Below are 16,818 nucleotides of genomic sequence, written 5' to 3' on the forward strand. Positions count from 1 at the left end.
AATGCTGGCTCTATTGTAACCTATGGCTTAATTTCATGCGAATAGCTGTTTGAGTAATGAAATAGCAAAAGTTTGATGTAAGTAATACTTTATTTAGCTTTAATTAATAATAAATCGCCATTGCAAATGATAATTATATTCATTACCATATTGCGCATTCTAAATCTTATCGTTTTTTATTATGCGTCTTTCTGCTGTTTTTATTGCACTTGCTGCTGGTTTTTCGGGCGTTGCCCATGCTCAAACTGAAGTGACTACTTCTGATCAAAATGATTCTAAAGAACTCGAAAAAATAGAAGTTGTTGGCCGTGCGTTTTCTTTATATCGACCAACTGAGTCAAGTTTTGCAACTCGTACTAATACACCGTTAGAAAAAATACCTCAGTCAATTCAAATTTTGCCGCAGGAGCTGATTAATGATCAGGCTGCTCGCCAAATTACCGACCTTTATAGCAATATTGCTGGTGTTAATGCCTTTAGTTATTCCGGCGTGACATTTCGTGGTTTTCGCCAAGATGAGATTTTATATGATGGCGTAAAGGGCGACCCTTTCAATGGTTTTGCTGTGCCGCAGTTATTTAATATCGAACAAGTTGCGGTTTTAAAAGGCCCTGCTGGCGCCATTTATGGTAGCGGTAATCCGGGCGGTATTATTAACTATGTAACTAAGAAGCCTAAATTCACTAGTGAGCACAGTATTGAAGTTGAAGTGGGTAATGATGATTTCTTCAGTGGTGCATTAGAAAGCACTGGAACGCTGAGTGAATCACTTGATAACCATGCTTATCGTGTTGGTATCTACCGAGATACTGAAAAACCATTCCGTGCAAATACTAGCAGCGATAATACCATTGTTGATCTTGGATATACGTGGCTTATAAATAGTGCAACTGAATTAACCACGCAGTATACCTATATAGAGCAGGAATTGGGTGGGGCACGTTTACGTGGTGTACCTGCTGATGATAATGGCAATTTTCTAACTGATATTAGCTGGAACCATAACGAGGCAACAGACTTTCAAAATGTTGAAGCGCATGTTTATCAGGCGACTTTAAAACACGATTTTAATGATGTTTGGCGTACAGATGTCACGGCACGATATTTTGATAACAAAGAAGTGCAAAACTACCATGAGCCAAGAGGTCTAGTAGATACTAACGACGACGGTATTGTTGATTGGAGTCATCGCGAGTTTCGTGATCAAGTACGTGAAAACAACGGCTTTAGTTTAACTGCCAATGCGATTGCGGAGTTTGCATTTGCCAACATGCAGCATCAAGTACTGTTTGGTAGTGACTGGTATGAACATGATTTTGAAAGTGTTTACCGTACAGCTACGCAGCAAAGTAAAGGTGGTCCAGTTCCTGGTCTTGATCTTAACGATCCTGAATATGGTTTAACCTCTGCCGATGATTATGATCTTGATAGTATTACACCAAGGCTTGGGAAAACGAATAGCACCCGCTTTGGTGCGTACTTGCAAGACCAACTTGATATCACCGCTAATTGGAGCGTCACAGCTGGCTTAAGATATGACCGTTTTGAAGATAAAGATCTGTTAAATCAAACCGAGTTTTCTGATAGCGATTTAACTTACCGTATTGGTACCAGCTATAACATTAACAATATGTTCTTCCCTTATGCACTGCATGGCACTGGCTTTGTGCCGCAAAGTGCCAGTGATCAAGAAACTGCGAAGGGTGGCCCTTTCTCGCCAGAGACTAGCCGTATTAATGAGTTAGGTTTAAGAACCAAATTATTAGATGACACGCTTGCTGTTAATATGGCTGCATACGATATTGTCCGTGAAAATATCCTGCAACCTAGTTTATTAGGTGATGTTGCGGGTGATGGTGTTGATGACTTAGTTGCCGTTGGTGAAGTACAAAGTAAAGGTTTTGAACTCGAAGTAGTGGGTGACATCACTGAGCGTTGGGTGGTTACTGCAAGCTATGCCTATAATGATACCCGTATTACTAAAGCAAACGACAGCATTCGTAACCAAATTCCTGATAGCGATAAATTTGCCAACGCGCCGCAAAATACCCTAGGTATCTGGACACGCTATGAGTTACCTAGCTTATCGTCATCTATTTCTGCTGGCTTAGATTATGTTGATGAACAGCTTAGTTTAGGCGGTCAACGTGTTAAACCTTATACGATTTACAACATGGCGTGGCAAACAACCGTTGATAACTGGCAATGGCAATTATCAGTTAAAAACCTGTTTGATAAAGAATACGCAAGCAGTGGCTTTATTGAGCGAACAGGGCACTTTCCTGGTGAACCACGCCGTGTCTATTTAAGTGCTAAATACAGCTTTTAATGGTGGCGTGTGAACGCTAAAAGTTGGTTTAATTTACATTCCTGGGCAGGACTCTTTGTTGGAGTCCTGCTTTTTGTTACCTGCGTATCGGGGACACTCGCTACGTTAAGTCATGAACTCGAATACTTAACAGACGCTAAGTATCGTGCTTTATCTTCTTCAGCCTCGACTAACTATCAGGCTATCGAAAACACCCTAAATAAGCATTATCCACAGGGTCAATTACTTTATATCCAACGTCATAAACAAGATTACCTTGCCACTGAAGCGGCTCTTAAAGTCGGTGATTCATTCCGTTTTGTTTATTTAGATGCTGCAACGGGCCGCTTACTTGGTGAAGGAGAGTGGGCGCGGATATCGCGGTTTTTACGTAACTGGCATATGAATTTGTCGATGGGCTGGACGGGTAAATTAATCGTTACCAGTTTGAGTATGTTACTCGTTATTTTATTGGTTTCGAGTTTTTATGTGTATCGGCGCTGGTGGCAAGGTTTTATGAAAAAGCCTGCTGCGCTTAGTCTTGATAAACGCAGTAGTTGGGCTGATTGGCACAAACTGTTAGGGCTTTGGAGTTTATGGTTTATCGCAGTGATGGCCATTACAGGTGTTTGGTATCTGGTAGAGCATGGGCTGCAAACAGCTAAAGTGTCGCATACTGTTTCTGCGCCACAAGCGGTAAGTGAGTTTAAAAAACAAAGCCCTCGTAAAGATATATCGCCAATTAGCTTAACTGCAGCTTATGAAGCCGCTCAACAGGCGTTTCCGAGCCTTGATATTCGCTATATTCGTTATCCAAATAAAGCGGATCAGCCTATTGAAGTGCGTGGTTATAACGATGATATTTTACTGCGTCTGCGTGCTAACCGTGTTTATTTAAAACCAAGCTCGGGTGAGTTACTAGGTATACAAATAGGCGAACAATTACCTATTGTAGCCCGAATTTCAGATACCGCTGATCCGCTGCACTTTGGTAACTTTGCAGGAGTTGGTACTAAACTTATTTGGGGGTTATTTGGTGCATTGATGAGCTTTATAAGTGCTGCTGGCATTTATATGAGTTGGCTTAGGGTTAAGCGTAAAACAACAGCTGTAAAGTGGCTTGGAGTATCTGGAGGGATTGCAATTGGTTTGGTGGTTGCTTCGCTACTAACAACAAGTTTGAGCTTTACTGAGCGCAGTGTGCCTAATCAGGTATATTCTCCTATCCTCGGTTAAATTTTTTCAGGTATTAAAAAAGGCGCTAATTAGCGCCTTTTTTGTTGGGTTAAGAGTTTAGCCTCTTACCTTAATACCTTTTTTCTCCATACCGCGGTAGATGATGAGCATCTGTGCGATTGAGATAAGGTTCGATACTAACCAGTAAAGTACTAGGCCAGATGGGAACCATAAGAAGAAAATTGAGAATACTACTGGCATAAAGGTCATCATTTTTTGCTGCATAGGATCAGTAACTGTCATAGGTTGCAGCTTTTGAGTGATGAACATACTTAAACCAAATAAAACCGGTAATACGTAGTATGGGTCCATTGCTGATAAGTCATTTAACCATAAAATGAATTCAGCATGACGTAGCTCAGTTGATTCTAAGAATACGTAGAATAATGCTAAGAAGATTGGCATTTGTAGTAACAGTGGGAAACAGCCACCCATAGGGTTCACTTTTTCTTTGCGGTACATTTCCATCATCGCTTGACCGAATTTTTGACGGTCATCACCATACTTCTCTTTTAGTGCAGCCATTTTAGGCTGTAAGGCACGCATCTTCGCCATTGACGTGTATTGTGCTTTAGTAAGCGGGTACATTGCTGTTTTAACGATAACCGTGATTGCAATGATAGCTAGACCCCAGTTACCTAGGATGCTGTGTAACCACTTAAGTAGTACGAATAATGGTTGTGAGATAAACCACAACCAACCATAGTCTACAGTTAGGTCTAAGTCTGGGTGAATCGCTTCTAGTACATCAGACTCTTTCGGGCCCATGTAGTAAGTAGAAGTAAGTGTCGCTTGCGTACCTGCTTGTACGTTAACTGCTTCACCCTTAGTACCAATAATTGCCGCATTACCAGCTACTAACTTGCTGTAGAGGGTATTTTGTTGATCTTGCTTAGGTACCCATGCACTTACAAAGTAGTGTTGAATAAATGCAATGTAGCCACCAGCTGTGGTGATGTTAAGGTTTTTATCAGCCATATCTGAGAAGCTATACTTTTCGTATGGCTCTTCTTCAGTACCGTATGCTGCACCTAAGTAGTTTTGATCTACTAAGCTACCTTTTTCTTGTACTGTGCGTTTTACTTGCGTGTATAACTGAACTTGAATTGGGTCAGCTGTTACGTTGTTTACTGTGTACTCTAAACCTACAGCGTAGTCGCCTTTTCTGAAGATATAGGTTTTAGTAAACGTCACACCTTTGCTGTCGGTAAACTCAAGTGGTACACGCAGTTCATCACCATTTAAAGTGAACGTTTTTTGAGTGGTTTTATAAACAGGGCGACCAGCAACAGTTGCATCTGGGCCATTTAAACCAATTAAGCCACTTTGTGAGAAGTATTGGTTGCCATCAAACTCACCAAGTAGCATGAAAGGGGTATCACTGCCTTTTGTCTCTTCGTACTGAAGTAGGTCTGCTTCAATAATGTCACCACCACGGGTGTCAATTTTAACAGTGTATACATCAGTTGTTACATCGATAACTGAGCGCTTTGCTGTTGTAGCAGCTGGTACTTCACCGTCAGATGATGCTGGAATAAAGTCATCAGATTCTGGTGTAGTTGCGCCTAGTGTTTGTGTTGTGGCACTTGGATCAGCTTTTGGTGCATTGTAGTCGTTATTCCATTCTTGGAATAATAAAAACGACACAAGCATCAAGCCGATTAATAAAAACGTGCGTTGCGATTCCATAACAGCTCTTATTTCTCGTGTTGGTGGTTAATATGATTTTTTGCCGGTACGGGATCATCCCCACCAGCATGTAAAGGATGGCATTTTAATATGCGTTTAACAGCTAACCAACTGCCTTTTACACTTCCGTGCAAATTAATTGCTTGAATTGCGTAACTAGAGCAAGTTGGATTAAAACGACAATGCGGGCCTAATAACGGGCTTATCCATTTTTGATAGCCTCGAATTAACATGACTAAACAGCGCTTTGGAATAGCAACAAGTGGTTTAAGTAACCTCATGATGTGTCAGCCCCTGCGTTAATTTAGTCAATGGATACCATGAATTTAAATTCCTAGCGAAGAATTTTAAATGCATGATTAAAAGGTGAGCTAAAGATACCTTAATTAAGCCTGTAATTCTATTGCTATCAAGCTTGATTATTAGAATTAGCTGATTTCTTGGGGCGTTTTTTGAATGGTGGTGGTTTTGGCGCACCTGGCTTGCAGCGCTCATTTATTTTTCGCCACAATTTATTCAGTTGTTTTGTCAGCTCTTCGTTTGACTGTTCATCTATACCACTTTTAACCATAAGCACAATATCAATGTTATCGAGTTTATGTTGATTTAAACGGAAACTTTCGCGAGCAAGTCGTTTAATTCGATTACGTTGACAGGCTTTTTTAACGCGTTTTTTGGCGACCGTAAGACCTAATCGAGGATTAATTTGGTCATTGCGTTTAGCTAATAGGGTAAAGAAAGGAGTCGCAGCGCGTGCTGGTTCATTAAAGATTCGAGAGTAATGCGAGGGAGTTAACAGACGTAACTCCCTGCTGAAGCTAAAGTCTTCCACTTATATATTAAGCAGAAAGAACTTTACGGCCTTTAGCACGACGACGAGCTAATACTTTACGGCCATTTGCTGTTGCCATACGAGCACGGAAACCGTGTGTACGTTTGCGTTTTAAAACGCTAGGTTGAAAAGTTCTTTTCATAACAATTCCATCCGATCGGTTAAGGTTAAAACATCCTATGCAGGTCGCGATCCTGGCACAGGTGCCATTGCGAGCGCGAGATATTATAGATGAAGACAACAAAAGTCAATCATTAAAACGCTGCAGAGGCCGTAATTATAAAGGATCTTATTTCGTGATCATATAGGATCATCATAAATAAGAAGTTTTCCACAGCCTCTGTATAAAAAGTGAATAAAAGCTTGGGAAAAACGAATTCGATCGTAGAATTTGATCGCGATCTGCCCCTTAATTTGCTATGATCACTATTCGGAGTTAAAAAATATTTTTTATAATAATCAATGGTTTAGCATTTTCTTTGTGCGAGATCATATTTTAAATAAAAATCAATCTTGTACTTGTGGATAAAGTACCTTCATAATAGTCGGTCTTGGCCAGAAATATTGGTCAAATATTAGCAATAAATGTTTGATTTTCCATCATTAAAGATGAACGGGAATAATAATTAAATCTCTGGGAGTTTAATAGTGTATCTGTCGGTTTGGCAAAGTTGTTTATATGTATTGCAAGATGAATTGCCTTCACAGCAGTTCAGTATGTGGGTAAGACCACTTCAAGCAGAAAGTACCGAAGATACGTTGACTATATATGCACCTAACCGTTTTGTTTTAGATTGGGTGAGAGAAAAGTACTTAAACCGTATTAATGAACTACTCGTTGAAATTTGTGGTGATGAAGCGCCTGAACTTCGTTTTGATGTAGGTAGTAAACCAATTTTAAATGCCCAAGCGGCATCAGCACCGGCTGCATCAGAAGCAAGCGCACCAGTGAGTGCACAGCACACTGCCGAAAAACTCCAACCAAAACCTGAAAAAGCAGCGGTAGAGCCTGCGCCAAAATCAGGTTATAAATCAAACATTAAAGAAAATTACACCTTTGATAGCTTTGTTGAAGGTAAATCAAACCAATTAGCAAAAGCCGCAGCGACTCAAGTAGCAGATAACCCAGGTTCGGCATTTAACCCTGTATTTATATATGGTGGTACGGGCTTAGGTAAAACTCACTTATTACACGCTGTTGGTAATGGTATTATGGCTAATAAGCCAGACGCGAAAATTGTCTACATGCACTCAGAGCGATTTGTGCAAGACATGGTTAAAGCGCTGCAAAATAATGCCATCGAAGAGTTTAAACGTTATTACCGAAGTGTTGATGCATTGATGATCGATGACATTCAATTTTTCGCTAATAAAGAGCGCTCACAAGAAGAGTTCTTCCATACCTTCAATGCTTTACTTGAAGGAAATCAACAGATTATATTAACTTCAGACCGCTATCCAAAAGAGATAGAAGGGGTTGAAGACCGCCTTAAATCACGTTTTGGCTGGGGCTTAACCATTGCAATTGAGCCGCCAGAACTTGAAACGCGGGTTGCCATTTTGATGAAAAAAGCCCAACAAAGTAAAATTAACTTACCCCATGAAGTTGCTTTTTTCATCGCTAAGAAATTGCGTTCAAATGTGCGTGAATTAGAAGGAGCGTTAAACCGCGTTATTGCTAATGCAAACTTTACTGGTCGTCCAATTTCGATCGACTTTGTAAAAGAAGCGCTACGTGACTTACTTGCGCTGCAAGATAAACTGGTAACGATAGATAATATTCAACGCACTGTTGCTGAGTATTATCGTATTCGTGTGTCAGATTTACTATCGAAACGCCGTAGTCGTTCAGTAGCAAGGCCACGCCAAGTAGCAATGGCATTATCAAAAGAACTTACAAATCACAGTTTACCTGAGATTGGCGACGCCTTTGGTGGTCGCGATCACACAACTGTATTACACGCTTGTCGTAAAGTTAAATCACTACGTGATGAAAGCCACGAAGTGAAAGAAGATTATCAAAACTTAATAAGAACCTTGTCATCTTAAGGCCGACTTTATTATGCAAATAACAATATCAAGAGAGCAATTTTTAAAACCTTTAGTTCAAGTGTCTGGTGCGATTGAGCGTAAGCACACCTTACCGATTTTATCGAACGTACTGTTAGTTGTAGAAAACGGGCAACTTTCGATGACGGGTACCGATCTTGAAATTGAGTTAGTGGCGAGTGTGTTTGTCGGTGAAGACACATCTGATACAAAATTAACCTTGCCGGCTAAAAAGTTACTCGATATTTGTAAAAGTTTACCTGATGGCTCTGACCTTACTTTAAGTAGTCAAGATCACCAATTGCTACTAACCAGTGGTAAAAGCCGCTTTTCTTTAACAACTCTTGCCGCAGAAGACTTTCCTAATCTTGAGCAGTGGGATGGTGAAGTTGAGTTTCAACTGACTCGCTTAGAATTACGTAAGCTTCTTGAAAGCACACATTTTTCTATGGCGAATCAAGACGTACGTTATTACTTAAATGGTATGTCATTTGAAGTTGATAACACTGACATAAAAACGGTTGCTACAGATGGCCACCGTTTAGCGATTGCACAAAAGCAATTACCGCAATCTTTGAATACACAACGTCAGCTAATTATTCCACGAAAGGGTGTGCAAGAAATTATGCGCCTAATGGTAGCTGATGATGAGTTAGTAACCATTCAATTTGGTGCTAACCATATTCGTATTATTGATACAGAGTTCACATTTACCAGTAAACTTGTTGATGGTCGTTTTCCTGACTATCGTCGTGTATTGCCGCGTGGTGGTGACAAAGTGATTACTGCTAATCGTGAGTGGTTACGCAGTGCTTTCCAACGTGTGTCTATTTTATCAAATGAAAAATTTCGTGGTGTACGTTTAAATTTGTCTGAAGGTTTATTAAAGATTACGGCAAACAACCCTGAGCAAGAACAAGCTGAGGAAGTAGTTGAAGTAATGTATCAAGGCGGTGAGCTAGAAATTGGTTTTAACGTTTCATATGTTCTTGATGTCTTAAATACCCTAAAAACAGAAGATGTTGTTTTCACGCTTGCTGATTCAAATAGTAGTGCATTAATAGAAGGTGCTGGTGACGAAGAAGCAATGTATGTTGTTATGCCGATGCGTTTATAGACTTTATGAGTTTAAGTCATTTAAGCCTCAATAATTTTCGGAATATTGAGGCGCTGACACTCGAGCCAGTAAATGGGATTAATATTATTTACGGCGAGAATGGCAGCGGAAAAACCAGTCTCCTTGAGGCGATATATTTCCTTTCTCACGGTAAATCATTTCGTACCGCCAAACATAAAAATATCATTCAGCATCAACAAGACAAGTTTGTGATCCACGGTCGTAAAGCATTACATGATTTGTCTATTCCCATTGGTATAAGCAAAAACCAAGCGGGTGAAACGTCTTTAAAGATTCAGGGAAAAACGAGCCGTAAAATCTCTGAATTAGCTCAACTAGTGCCGGTGCAAGTTATTACTCCAGAAAGCTATTCGTTGTTTTTTGGTGGCCCAAAAGAGCGTAGAAAATTTCTCGATTTGGGATTGTTCCACGTGGAACATGACTTCTTTTATTTGTGGCAATCTTTTAACAAAGTACTAAAGCAACGCAATGCATTACTAAAGAGTAAGCCACGAGATTATTTTCAACAGATCAAGTTTTGGGATAAAGAATTTGTTAGACTAGCTGAACAAATAAATAATCTAAGAATCGCGTATATAAGTAGGTTTAAGCAGCAATTTTTTGATAAAATGTGTGCAGAATTAACGCTAGTAAGCGATTTACAAATTAACTTCAATGCGGGTTGGAAAGAGAGTGAAATGCTCTCAGAAGCTCTTGAGCAAAGCTTTGAGCGTGATGCCAAGCAAGGTTTCACAAGTAAAGGCCCGCATAAAGCTGATTTTAGTTTTAGCGTTTCTGGTAATAGCGTAGAAAATACATTTTCGCGCGGTCAATTGAAGCTATTGCTTTATGCGTTAAAAGTGACGCAAAATAGCTTAATTGAGTCAGAAACTAATAAGCAATCTATATTGCTAATAGATGACTTACCTTCAGAGTTAGGTGAAGATACAAAAGAAAAAGTGGGTCAACTTTTGACACACTGCGATTCACAACTTTTTATCTCATCGATTTTATCTGAAAGTATTTCTGCTGTGGTGGAACCCATGCAACGAGAACTAAAAATGTTCCACGTGAAACATGGCAACCTAATAACAAGATAAGTGGGATTAACCATGTCTGAGAATTACGATTCGTCGAGTATTAAAGTACTAAAAGGATTAGACGCAGTAAGAAAGCGTCCAGGAATGTATATAGGGGACACCGATGACGGTACAGGCTTACACCATATGGTGTTTGAGGTTGTTGATAACTCTATCGATGAAGCCTTAGCTGGTCATTGTGATGATATTTTTGTAACGATTCACTTAGACGGTTCTGTCTCTGTAAGAGATAACGGTCGTGGTATTCCTACGTCAATTCATGAAGAAGAAGGTGTATCAGCTGCCGAAGTTATTATGACGGTACTTCACGCTGGTGGTAAGTTCGATGATAACTCATATAAAGTATCTGGTGGCTTACACGGTGTAGGTGTATCAGTAGTAAATGCACTTTCTGAAAAACTACAACTAACTATTCGTCGTGAAGGAAAAATTCACCAACAAACTTACACTATGGGTGTGCCAGATGCACCATTAGCTGTGATTGGTGAAGCAAATGACACAGGTACTGAGTTACGCTTTTGGCCAAGTGGTGAAACGTTTACTGACTTGAATTTCCACTACGACATTTTAGCTAAGCGCTTACGTGAGCTTTCATTCTTAAACTCAGGTGTAAGTATCATTCTTACTGATGAGCGTGAAGAAACTAAAACAGATCACTTTAAATACGAAGGTGGTATTCAAGCGTTCGTAGAATATCTAAACCGTAATAAAACACCAGTACATAAAAGTGTTTTCCACTTTACCCATGAGCGTGAAGAAGACGGTATTAGTGTAGAAGTTTCAATGCAATGGAACGATGGTTTCCAAGAAAGCATTTACTGTTTCACAAACAACATTCCACAACGTGATGGTGGTACGCACTTAGCTGGCTTTAGAGCGGCATTAACGCGTACGCTAAATAACTACATGGAAAAAGAAGGCTTTAACAAAAAAGCGAAAACAACCAGCAACGCAACGGGTGATGATGCTCGTGAAGGCTTAACTGCCGTTGTAAGTGTTAAAGTTCCTGATCCTAAGTTCTCCTCACAAACCAAAGATAAACTAGTATCAAGTGAAGTTAAGTCTGCTGTAGAACAAGCGATGGCAGAAAAACTAACAGAGTTCTTATTAGAAAACCCTGTTGATGCTAAAACGGTTGTAGGTAAAATCATTGATGCAGCACGTGCTCGTGAAGCAGCGCGTAAAGCACGTGAAATGACACGCCGTAAAGGTGCAATGGATTTAGCGGGTTTACCAGGTAAACTGGCAGACTGCCAAGAAAAAGATCCAGCTTTATCAGAACTATACATAGTGGAGGGTGACTCTGCAGGTGGTTCAGCTAAGCAGGGTCGTAACCGTAAAAACCAAGCTATCTTGCCACTAAAAGGTAAGATTCTTAACGTTGAAAAAGCACGCTTTGATAAGATGCTTTCTTCTCAAGAAGTAGCAACATTAATCACAGCGCTAGGTTGTGGTATTGGTCGTGATGAATATGACCCAGAAAAACTTCGTTATCATCGTATCATTATCATGACCGATGCGGACGTGGATGGTTCTCACATTCGTACATTATTGCTAACTTTCTTCTATCGTCAAATGCCAGAGATTGTAGAAAAAGGCTTTATCTATATTGCGCAACCACCACTTTATAAAGTGAAAAAAGGTAAGCAAGAACGCTACATTAAAGATGATCCAGCACTTGTTGATTACTTAACGTCATTAGCTCTAAATAATGCTGCTCTTTATACAAGCGAAGGTGCATCTGCACTTGAAGGCGAAGATTTAGAAAGAATCGTTCACGATTATCAAAATACAGTTAAAGTTATTGAGCGCTTAAAACGTAAATATCCAAATTCGGTTATGGAACGTTTAATCTATCAAAGCGAAATTACCGAAGCTGATTTAGCTGATGAAGCAAAAGTTAAAGAGTGGACTAAAATCCTTGTTGACGACTTAATTGCACGTGATGAAGATGCAACTATCTTCCATGCCGGCACTGAGCACGATACTGAGCGCAACATATATTATCCTGTTGTGAATATTCGTCAGCATGGTGTGGATAAAGCTCATGTACTAAACCATGACTTCATTACATCGCGTGACTATAAACGCATTGCAGCAACGGGCGTAAACATTGCTAACATACTTGAAGAAGGTGCTTACATACAACGTGGTGAAAAAACATTAGCTGTTGATAACTTTGTGGATGCATTAGAGTGGTTAATCAATGAATCGAAGCGTGGCCTTTATATCCAACGCTATAAAGGATTGGGTGAAATGAACCCTGATCAGCTTTGGGAAACAACTATGGATCCAGCTGCACGACGCATGTTGAAAGTAACAATCGAAGATGCTGTTGCCGCTGACCAATTGTTTGCGACACTAATGGGTGACCAAGTTGAGCCTCGTCGTGATTTCATCGAAACGAACGCGCTACGTGTAGTTAACCTAGACGTATAAGCAAATAATGATAATCATAAGAAGGAGCCTCATGGCTCCTTTTTTTATTACTGAAAAAGCACAAACTGCTTAAAACCTTACTGCACACAAGGTATACTGAGAGCAATTTTCAGACTAAACGCACCAGATACTATAAGCCAAATATGCAAAAATATGACGTTAAAACCTTTCAAGGTTTGATCCTGGCTTTACAGGACTATTGGGCACAGCAAGGCTGTGTGATTGCTCAACCACTGGATATGGAAGTGGGAGCAGGGACATTTCATCCGTTAACGTTCTTAAAGTCGATTGGCCCAGAGCCAATGTCGAGCGCGTATGTTCAACCATGCCGCCGTCCAACTGATGGTCGTTATGGTGAAAACCCGAACCGATTACAACACTACTACCAATTTCAAGTAGTATTAAAACCATCACCAGAGAACATCCAGGAGCTTTATTTAGGCTCTTTAGCTGCTGTAGGTATTGATACGCTAACTGACGAAGTTCGCTTTGTAGAAGACAACTGGGAATCACCTACATTAGGTGCTTGGGGTCTAGGTTGGGAAATCTGGCTAAACGGTATGGAAGTAACTCAATTCACTTATTTCCAACAAGTAGGTGGCTTAGAGTGCTCACCGGTTACGGGTGAAATCACATATGGTCTAGAGCGTTTAGCAATGTATATACAGGGCGTAGATAGCATCTATGATCTAGTATGGGCAGACGGCCCTATGGGACGTGTAACATACGGTGATGTGTTCCATCAAAACGAAGTAGAGCAGTCAGCTTATAACTTCGAACAAGCGGATGTTGAGTTCTTATTTGCACAGTTTGATCACTGTGAGAAAGAAAGTGAAAAGCTAATCGAAGCAGGCTTACCATTACCAGCTTATGAGCAAGTAATGAAAGCATCACATGCGTTTAACTTATTAGACGCTCGTCACGCTATCTCAGTAACAGAACGTCAACGTTATATCTTACGTGTTCGTGCTTTATCTAAAGCGTGTGCACAAAGTTACTATGATGCCCGTGAAGCACTTGGTTTCCCGCTTTGTAAGGATTAAGAATTAGCATGTCAGCAGAAAATTTATTAGTAGAAATTGGCACTGAAGAGTTGCCACCGAAAGCACTTCGTAAACTTGCTGAGTCATTTGCTGAGAACTTAACAGCAGAACTTGCAAGCTTAGAATTAGCACATCAAGGTGTTAACTGGTACGCATCTCCACGTCGTTTAGGTTTACGTGTAACAGCACTTGAAGCAAAGCAAAGTGACAAAGTAGTTGAAAAGCGTGGTCCTGCAGTAGCTGCCGCTTTTGATGCCGATGGAAACCCAACTAAAGCAGCAATGGGTTGGGCACGTGGTTGTGGTATCGATGTAAGCGATGCAGAAACGATTGAAACAGATAAAGGTGCTTGGTTATTACATAAAGCACAGGTTGAAGGTCAAGCAACAACTTCGCTTATGAGCGATGCTGTAAACAAGGCACTTGCAAAATTACCTATCCCTAAACCAATGCGTTGGGGTGCGAGTAAAACGCAATTCATTCGTCCTGTACACACAGCGACTATTTTATTTGGTAGCACGCTAATCGAAGGTGAGATCCTTGGTAAGCAAGTTGGTAACCAATTACAAGGGCACCGTTTCCATCATCCAGAAAAAGTAACAATCAACCACGCTGATGATGTGTTTGATGTTCTGAAATCTGCGTATGTTGTTGCTGACTTCGAAGCGCGTAAAGCACAAATTCGTGAACAGATTGAAGCAGCAGCTGCAGCTGTAAATGCAAAAGTAGCGATGGATGAAGACTTACTTGAAGAAGTAACATCGTTGGTTGAATGGCCTGTAACACTAACAGCAACATTCGAAGAAGCATTCTTAGACGTTCCTTCTGAAGCGCTTATTTATACTATGAAGGACGATCAAAAGTACTTCCCGTTATTAGACCAAGATGGCAACTTACTTAACAAGTTCCTATTTGTTTCTAATATCGAAAGTAAAGATCCAAGCGTAGTAATTGCGGGTAACGAAAAAGTTGTTCGTCCTCGTTTAGCGGATGCGCAGTTCTTCTACGAAACAGATAAGAAGAAAACGCTAGAGAGTCGCTTAGAGTCTCTAGATACTGTTTTATTCCAAAAGCAACTTGGTACGCTGAAAGACAAATCTGAGCGTATTAGTGAACTTGCAGGTTACATTGCTGAGCAATTAGGTGCTGATGCCGAGCTGGCTAAGCGAGCAGGTTTATTAAGTAAGACAGACTTAATGACTGAAATGGTTATGGAGTTTACCGACGTACAAGGTGTAATGGGTATGCATTACGCTCGTCACGACGGTGAAGCTGAAGAAGTTGCACTCGCGCAAAACGAACAATATATGCCTCGCTTCGCGGGTGATAACTTACCAACAAATGTGATCAGCTGTGCGGTAGCTATTGCTGATAAGTTTGATACGCTGGTGGGTATTTTTGGTATTGGTCAAGCACCAAAAGGCGACAAAGACCCATTTGCACTTCGCCGTGCAGCAATTGGTGCATTACGCATCATGGTTGAAAAATCATTACCGCTAGATATCTTAGACCTTGTTGCTAAATCACAAACGCTATTCGGTGAAAAGCTAACGAACCTAAACGTATCAACAGATGTGTTTGAGTTTATGCTAGGTCGTTTCCGCGCATGGTATCAAGATGAAGGTATCGAAGTTGATGTCATTCAAGCAGTGCTAGCACGTCGCCCAACTAAACCAGTTGATTTCGACCGCCGTGTTAAAGCGGTAAGTCACTTCCGTACATTAGACGCAGCAGAAGCGCTTGCAGCAGCAAATAAACGAGTAAGCAACATCTTGGCTAAAAATGACATCACAACACAGGGTGATGTGAATGAGAGCCTATTAAGCGATGATGCAGAAAAAGTATTAGCGTCACACGTTGCTAAGTTTGCAACTGAGCTTGCACCTTTATATGCAAATGGCGATTACCAAGAAGCATTGTCACAACTTGCGGGTATCCGTGAGAGTGTTGATAACTTCTTCGATAACGTTATGGTAATGGCCGATGACGAAGCGGTTAAGCAAAACCGTTTAGCATTGTTAAGCCAACTAAGCCGTCTGTTTTTAGATATTGCTGATATTTCTGTACTTCAGAAGTAAGCAGTAGTTAATTAATAAAAGCCAGCTCAGTGCTGGCTTTTTTGTAGCAAAAGGAACAGTAATGAAACGTGTAATTACTTTAGCATTAGCGGGCTTATTAACAGCCTGTTCTAGCCAAATGCAAATGCCAAGCATTGACGATATTCTGCCAAGTAAAGAGCTTGACCGTACTATGTACTTACGTGGTGATTTTACCTTGTGGGATGCGGAGCCGCAGTATCAATTAGAGCAAGTTGCACCGGGCATATTTCAAACCGAAGTAAAGTTTTCAACACCTGGTAAGGTGTATGAATTCAAAGTAGCGGATGCTGACTTTAGTGAAGGCTACAACTGTGGTTACAGTGATATGGACCCAGCAGGGCAATCATTGGTTTTAGGCCAAGCTGCAAATGCTGACTGTAATACCATCTACAATTATTTCAGCTTTAAACCCGCTGCAAAAGGTGTGTATGTAGTGAGCTTTGATTACCGCAATAGTAATCAACCAAAAGTGACAGTAACTCGAAAGTAAAGCTATGTGCTTTCAGCTGTCAGTTTTAAGCCGATCGAGTGAGCGTTTAATATTGATAAATGCTCACTTTTAATTTTAATTGATTAACTCGAAACTCGTTGTTACAACCCTTTCTTCACTAAGTATCGATACGGTGCTTGCTCTACATCTTTTGCCACAAGTGTGTGATCCATAAAAGTACAAAAACTTGGGATATCGCGGGTGGTTGATGGGTCGTCGGCGATAATAAGTAAAGTTTCGCCATCTTTCATTTTTCGTACTGCGCCACGCACCATCATCACAGGTTCTGGACAACGTAGGCCAAGTGCATCTAATTGGTGATCGGGATTATCAAAACTCATGGCTGACCTTTTAGGTGAAAGAGACGATTATTAAGCGGCTATTTTAACTTTCTATTGCCGCCAGTTTCAATAAGC

14 protein-coding genes are annotated in these 16,818 nt (G+C 40.5%); 9 read left to right on the forward strand and 5 right to left on the reverse strand.

The annotated features are described in order from the left end of the window. The first annotated feature begins 181 nt into the window (after positions 1-181). Both E5N72_RS02420 and E5N72_RS02425 read left to right on the forward strand, forming a co-directional pair. Positions 182-2,329, forward strand: a complete 2,148-nt coding sequence (locus tag E5N72_RS02420) for a TonB-dependent siderophore receptor (protein ID WP_135923081.1) — start codon at positions 182-184, stop codon at positions 2,327-2,329. Positions 2,330-2,338: 9 nt separating this feature from the next. Continuing rightward, positions 2,339-3,544 carry a PepSY-associated TM helix domain-containing protein gene (locus E5N72_RS02425; RefSeq protein ID WP_135923082.1) on the forward strand — a complete coding sequence of 402 codons (1,206 nt, stop codon included), beginning with the start codon at positions 2,339-2,341 and terminating at the stop codon, positions 3,542-3,544. 57 nt (positions 3,545-3,601) lie between these two features. On the opposite strand, the gene yidC is transcribed toward E5N72_RS02425, so the two are convergent. The 4 genes from yidC to rpmH form a co-directional block, all read right to left on the reverse strand. Next, a complete protein-coding gene (gene yidC, locus E5N72_RS02430) occupies positions 3,602-5,233 on the reverse strand; it encodes a membrane protein insertase YidC (RefSeq protein WP_135923083.1) in 1,632 nt (543 codons plus the stop codon). A gap of 8 nt (positions 5,234-5,241) precedes the next feature. Beyond that, entirely contained in the window at positions 5,242-5,514 is a 273-nt protein-coding gene (gene yidD / locus E5N72_RS02435) for a membrane protein insertion efficiency factor YidD (protein ID WP_054563758.1), read from the reverse strand. Between the two features lie 128 nt (positions 5,515-5,642). Beyond that, positions 5,643-6,065, reverse strand: coding sequence for a ribonuclease P protein component (gene rnpA, locus E5N72_RS02440; protein ID WP_135923084.1), 423 nt, complete (start codon positions 6,063-6,065; stop codon positions 5,643-5,645). Positions 6,066-6,072: 7 nt separating this feature from the next. Then, positions 6,073-6,207 carry a 50S ribosomal protein L34 gene (gene rpmH, locus E5N72_RS02445; protein ID WP_008488847.1) on the reverse strand — a complete coding sequence of 45 codons (135 nt, stop codon included), beginning with the start codon at positions 6,205-6,207 and terminating at the stop codon, positions 6,073-6,075. A 506-nt stretch (positions 6,208-6,713) separates the two neighbouring features. Here rpmH and dnaA point away from each other — a divergent pair. From dnaA to E5N72_RS02480, 7 genes are all read left to right on the forward strand, one after another. Then, on the forward strand, positions 6,714-8,114 hold the full coding sequence (gene dnaA / locus E5N72_RS02450) for a chromosomal replication initiator protein DnaA (protein ID WP_135923085.1): 1,401 nt from the start codon (positions 6,714-6,716) through the stop codon (positions 8,112-8,114). A 13-nt stretch (positions 8,115-8,127) separates the two neighbouring features. Beyond that, the gene (gene dnaN / locus E5N72_RS02455; protein WP_135923086.1) at positions 8,128-9,231 is read left to right on the forward strand and encodes a DNA polymerase III subunit beta; all 1,104 of its coding nucleotides are present in this window, start codon (positions 8,128-8,130) and stop codon (positions 9,229-9,231) included. A 5-nt stretch (positions 9,232-9,236) separates the two neighbouring features. After that, positions 9,237-10,331 (forward strand): DNA replication/repair protein RecF, encoded by a 1,095-nt coding sequence (gene recF, locus E5N72_RS02460; RefSeq protein WP_135923087.1) that lies wholly within the window; start codon positions 9,237-9,239, stop codon positions 10,329-10,331. 12 nt (positions 10,332-10,343) lie between these two features. After that, positions 10,344-12,770 (forward strand): DNA topoisomerase (ATP-hydrolyzing) subunit B, encoded by a 2,427-nt coding sequence (gene gyrB, locus E5N72_RS02465; RefSeq protein WP_135923088.1) that lies wholly within the window; start codon positions 10,344-10,346, stop codon positions 12,768-12,770. Positions 12,771-12,913: 143 nt separating this feature from the next. Further along, positions 12,914-13,813 carry a glycine--tRNA ligase subunit alpha gene (gene glyQ / locus E5N72_RS02470; RefSeq protein WP_054554789.1) on the forward strand — a complete coding sequence of 300 codons (900 nt, stop codon included), beginning with the start codon at positions 12,914-12,916 and terminating at the stop codon, positions 13,811-13,813. Positions 13,814-13,821: 8 nt separating this feature from the next. Then, on the forward strand, positions 13,822-15,891 hold the full coding sequence (gene glyS / locus E5N72_RS02475; RefSeq protein WP_135923089.1) for a glycine--tRNA ligase subunit beta: 2,070 nt from the start codon (positions 13,822-13,824) through the stop codon (positions 15,889-15,891). 61 nt (positions 15,892-15,952) lie between these two features. Then, complete coding sequence (locus E5N72_RS02480; protein ID WP_135923090.1) at positions 15,953-16,402, forward strand: hypothetical protein; 450 nt, start codon at positions 15,953-15,955, stop codon at positions 16,400-16,402. A 101-nt stretch (positions 16,403-16,503) separates the two neighbouring features. On the opposite strand, the gene tusA is transcribed toward E5N72_RS02480, so the two are convergent. Then, the gene (gene tusA, locus E5N72_RS02485) at positions 16,504-16,743 is read right to left on the reverse strand and encodes a sulfurtransferase TusA (RefSeq protein WP_054554785.1); all 240 of its coding nucleotides are present in this window, start codon (positions 16,741-16,743) and stop codon (positions 16,504-16,506) included. Positions 16,744-16,818 lie beyond the last annotated feature (75 nt).

The sequence above is a fragment of the Pseudoalteromonas sp. MEBiC 03607 genome, from assembly GCF_004792295.1.
Classification (GTDB): domain Bacteria; phylum Pseudomonadota; class Gammaproteobacteria; order Enterobacterales; family Alteromonadaceae; genus Pseudoalteromonas; species Pseudoalteromonas lipolytica_C.

Bases quoted from the DNA above. Each gene is read 5' to 3' on its own strand.
- yidD (WP_054563758.1), bottom strand. From the start codon at position 5,514: ATGAGGTTACTTAAACCACTTGTTGCTATTCCAAAGCGCTGTTTAGTC.
- rpmH (WP_008488847.1), bottom strand. From the start codon at position 6,207: ATGAAAAGAACTTTTCAACCTAGCGTTTTAAAACGCAAACGTACACAC.
- glyQ (WP_054554789.1), top strand. From the start codon at position 12,914: ATGCAAAAATATGACGTTAAAACCTTTCAAGGTTTGATCCTGGCTTTA.
- gyrB (WP_135923088.1), top strand. From the start codon at position 10,344: ATGTCTGAGAATTACGATTCGTCGAGTATTAAAGTACTAAAAGGATTA.
- E5N72_RS02420 (WP_135923081.1), top strand. From the start codon at position 182: ATGCGTCTTTCTGCTGTTTTTATTGCACTTGCTGCTGGTTTTTCGGGC.
- tusA (WP_054554785.1), bottom strand. From the start codon at position 16,743: ATGAGTTTTGATAATCCCGATCACCAATTAGATGCACTTGGCCTACGT.
- recF (WP_135923087.1), top strand. From the start codon at position 9,237: ATGAGTTTAAGTCATTTAAGCCTCAATAATTTTCGGAATATTGAGGCG.
- yidC (WP_135923083.1), bottom strand. From the start codon at position 5,233: ATGGAATCGCAACGCACGTTTTTATTAATCGGCTTGATGCTTGTGTCG.
- dnaN (WP_135923086.1), top strand. From the start codon at position 8,128: ATGCAAATAACAATATCAAGAGAGCAATTTTTAAAACCTTTAGTTCAA.
- E5N72_RS02480 (WP_135923090.1), top strand. From the start codon at position 15,953: ATGAAACGTGTAATTACTTTAGCATTAGCGGGCTTATTAACAGCCTGT.
- glyS (WP_135923089.1), top strand. From the start codon at position 13,822: ATGTCAGCAGAAAATTTATTAGTAGAAATTGGCACTGAAGAGTTGCCA.